The 3686-nt window shown below is 39.0% G+C and carries 3 protein-coding genes; all 3 read right to left on the reverse strand.

The features are described 5' to 3' along the window. Positions 1-368: HEPN domain-containing protein (locus FOT98_RS26515; RefSeq protein ID WP_144291183.1), on the reverse strand; the 368-nt coding region annotated here is incomplete at its 3' end. Positions 369-513: 145 nt separating this feature from the next. Further along, a complete protein-coding gene (gene ltrA / locus FOT98_RS26520) occupies positions 514-2445 on the reverse strand; it encodes a group II intron reverse transcriptase/maturase (RefSeq protein ID WP_001014145.1) in 1932 nt (643 codons plus the stop codon). A 758-nt stretch (positions 2446-3203) separates the two neighbouring features. Continuing rightward, positions 3204-3605, reverse strand: a complete 402-nt coding sequence (locus tag FOT98_RS26535) for a nucleotidyltransferase domain-containing protein (RefSeq protein WP_000282367.1) — start codon at positions 3603-3605, stop codon at positions 3204-3206. Positions 3606-3686 lie beyond the last annotated feature (81 nt).

Genomic DNA, 3686 nt, shown 5'->3' on the forward strand with positions numbered 1-3686 from the left:
TGTATAGCGATTAATCCATCTTGAACAGTAAGTGCTTCAAAATACGGATAACGAATGTCTGTAGCATAACCATTTAGCTGCACGCACTGTTCTAAAATTAATGAGAATTCCTCATCTAATTTCCGACACGATTTGTGCAGCATTAAAAGGTTATGAGTTTTTGGAACTGTCTTACCGTTTAGTGCAAGAAATCCTTTTAGAAGTTTTTCCACGCATTGTTGACTATGATAACAAATAATTGCAGTAGGGAAAGGCTTCATGTGAGTTAAGTAACTAGCAGAATCTAAATCAGATTTTGCAATAAATACCCACTCTTTTAGATCCTCAATATTTATTGTCGATAGGTAAGTCTTTGAAGCTATCTCCAACTTTTCCCCCGATCCGCACGGTACGTGCCACTTTCACGGCATACCGCGGTCCATCTATATTGTAGTTTTCTTTTCATCAAAATAATGATAAGTTCTAAGCGAACAACGCTAGTTATTCATGTTTCATTTCCACTTCATTTTGTGATTAAATACAGATTTCCTCGTTTTTGACTAATTTTCGCAATTTATTGAGTTTGCCTAACTGTTCCTCATTGAATTTGTGTTCATTGAGTAGTTGGTTTATGGTTTCTATCTTGGTTGCGTGTATTAGTCTATGGACACTTGGTTTGATGATGGTAAGGTTCTTGTAGCTGTCGTCCTTTGTTTCACTCCATAATCGCTTATGGTGACAATGAATGTCCCAAGGTAAGAGTTTCTCACCTGTTACACTGCATTTGCCTTTTTGTGCGACATAAAGAGAAATTCGGTTGTCATTGTATTCTACGGTTGCCCGTTCATTTATAACTGGATTTTCTCTTAACCATTTCAGTTCCGCTTCGGTTATGTCTGCCAAGTTTTTATGTATCAGGGCTCGTCCTTCTGCGGTGTACTTGTTAATGACTTGCTTTTTCATCATCGGGTTTTTGTGTTGAATATAGGAGATTGGTAGGATGGGACGTTTCATGAGAAATCTCATCATTTTTGACTTTAGATATGGTTTAATACCTTTGTCTTTTCCTTTATATTCTCCTATATTCGTGTATCCATTTGTATTGCTTTTACCTCCAGTTGTTGACTTAGGGAATCTGTTATACATTATGTGGTCAAGATTATGGTTCATTTTACTGAAATCCTGGGAGGCATGCGTAGCTATTTTATAATAGTTGTGCTTACCAATGACCATGCTGTTGTATATGCTGATTCTCTTAATTGTTTCATTAGAGTTTGGGGTTTTCTGTATTCTTCTCACTTGTTTTGCTAAATCTTGTTTTGTTTTTTCCAGTGCTTTTGGGGAAACGTGTGTTACTGCAATGTATCGTGTGTCACCGTTCTTCTTTTTACCTTTCTTTACAGCTTTGAGGGTGAAACCTAAGAATTCACTTTGTTGCTTTTTCAGATTGGTTACTTTAGACTTTTCGGCTGAGATAGGCAGTTTTAGACGTTCTTCTAACCACATTTGAGTCGCTTTGAAAATTTTCTCCGCATTACTACGTGTGTTTGTGAAGATTTTAAAGTCATCTGCGTACCTTACGATGTACATTGGTTTCATCTTGGAAGTTTTGGTGAGTTGTGTCGTTACAACGTCATTGCACCAAATTCCCCTCATGCATCTCGGTTTTACCTTTTTAGCTTTGAATGTCTCCCATTGTCTACTTATCCACCAGTCGAATTCATTAAGATTGACGTTGGCAAGTATAGGACTAAGAATCCCGCCTTGTGGGGTGCCCTTGGTCGGGAACATTGTTGTGCCATCAGGCATTTGCACTGGGGCTTTCAGTATTTTTCGGATAATGACCAGAAGTTGTTTGTCACGGATACCCAATGTCCATAATTGACGCATGAGCTTGACGTGATTTACCTCGTCAAAAAAACCTTTAATGTCTACGTCTACTACATATGTAAGGTTTTGTTTATTTACTCGCACTGATGCATCTGCTAGGGCATGTTCAGCACTTCTGTTTGGGCGAAAACCATAACTTCGGTTACTGAAGTGCGCTTCGCAGATTGGCTCCATGACTTGTAAGATGCACTGTTGGATTATCCTATCCCACATAGCCGGTATTCCCAGGGGTCTGGTTTGTCCGTTGGGCTTCGAAATTTCTTTACGTCTTACTTTCTGCGGTTGGTAGTTTTGAAAGCGTCTTTTAACTTCATTCAAGAAATAGCTTTGTTCCATTCCCTCAATATTCTTTATATTTACATTATCACAAGCTGCAGTTCTACTTCCTTTATTCCCCTTAATATTGCGGTAGGCGAGAAGTATATTTTCGTCTGATATAATGATAGACATTAGGTTTTTGAAAGAATTTCCCTTTGTTGCTTTTTGGTATAGGTTATCTAGGACAGGTTGAATACCGTAGTATTCGTTGTGTCTTAGTTTATTCCCCTTTGGCGCGGACTTAGAATTGCCATTCATGGTCTATCACCTACTCTCAAATTGATTTTTGGTGACCTTTTGAGTCTTACCAGAATCCATGCAAGATTAGATGAAATTTCAGTTCCTACTATATAGACTTGTGGCTGTTCCTCCAGTTCCATTACAGAACCTTCAACGGTCGTGCCACTACTCTCACCACTATTAAGAATACTTCCCTTGGTTGTCCATTTCGTATTCAACTGTATCCGCCGATAGAGATTACTCTCAACGTTGGTGGCTTTCGACGTTCCATTCAGACTATCATTGTTTTAAAGGTCATTTTGACCTCCGATTTAGGTGCTTGCTATACCCCGTGTCTAGCTCCGTTGCCTATAACAACGTTAGGATTGTTAATTATGAGATATCCCCAATCCATTAGACAAGTCTTGTTTTCAGACTCCGAATCATTTCTGATCCGTGTCCTTTTCGAGGCGTACATTCGCAAGTTCGTCAATGGTTTACCACATTCTCACCATGTCGGTTGACAGCATACGGTACTTGGTTAGTTCCAACCGGTTTATTACTCCTGTTGGCTTTCGGTTATACAGTTGTGCACTACGAACCGTGACCGTATATTTTACCCTGCTCTCCACATCACGCTATGCCTAGTGTATGCAGTTGGGAATCTCACTGGGGTAGTTTCGGGGCGTTACTCCTTCATTCCTACCACTTATCTGAACAGTTATCCTGTTCTTTATTGCTTTGATTGTTTTTCCAATTAAGAACAGTCCTCGTTGTCGCTTATACTTCCGTATTGCTTACTCGAGAACGTCTCGCACCTCATATAGGACCTTCCCTTCTAGTGCAATCTTATGTTCCATAGTAACGGTACGGCTAGCACGTTCTTGAAACTCTTCTGGTCCATACACTAAAATATCAACTGGTGTTTCCATAACATCATAAATACCCCAATTGATACGATTAATGACTTCCCTTTTTCTTTCTCCGACACCTTCCACAACAATACAGAGATCAAAATCACTGTCTTCATTTGGTGTGCCATATGCATGAGAGCCAAAAAGGATGATTTTTTGGACAGAAGATACAGTAGTTTCACGAATCTTTTGCACCAATAGGTCCAATTCCCTTTGTACTTCTTCGTTAATCCGAATCACTCCTCGGATAAAGTAATTATATTGACGTTTAAGTATATTATACATACGTTTCCCTTCTCCTTGCTATTACATATTTATTTTTATATTTTTCTCTTGTTTCCCAACGTTCTGCAATGCTTGATAACA

Origin of the sequence: Bacillus sp. HY001 (genome assembly GCF_007558965.1) — a bacterium.
Classification (GTDB): domain Bacteria; phylum Bacillota; class Bacilli; order Bacillales; family Bacillaceae_G; genus Bacillus_A; species Bacillus_A mobilis.

What these genes read in the sequence shown, in the direction of transcription:
- ltrA (WP_001014145.1), bottom strand. Translation starts at nt 2,445, where the DNA reads ATGAATGGCAATTCTAAGTCCGCGCCAAAGGGGAATAAACTAAGACAC.
- FOT98_RS26535 (WP_000282367.1), bottom strand. Translation starts at nt 3,605, where the DNA reads ATGTATAATATACTTAAACGTCAATATAATTACTTTATCCGAGGAGTG.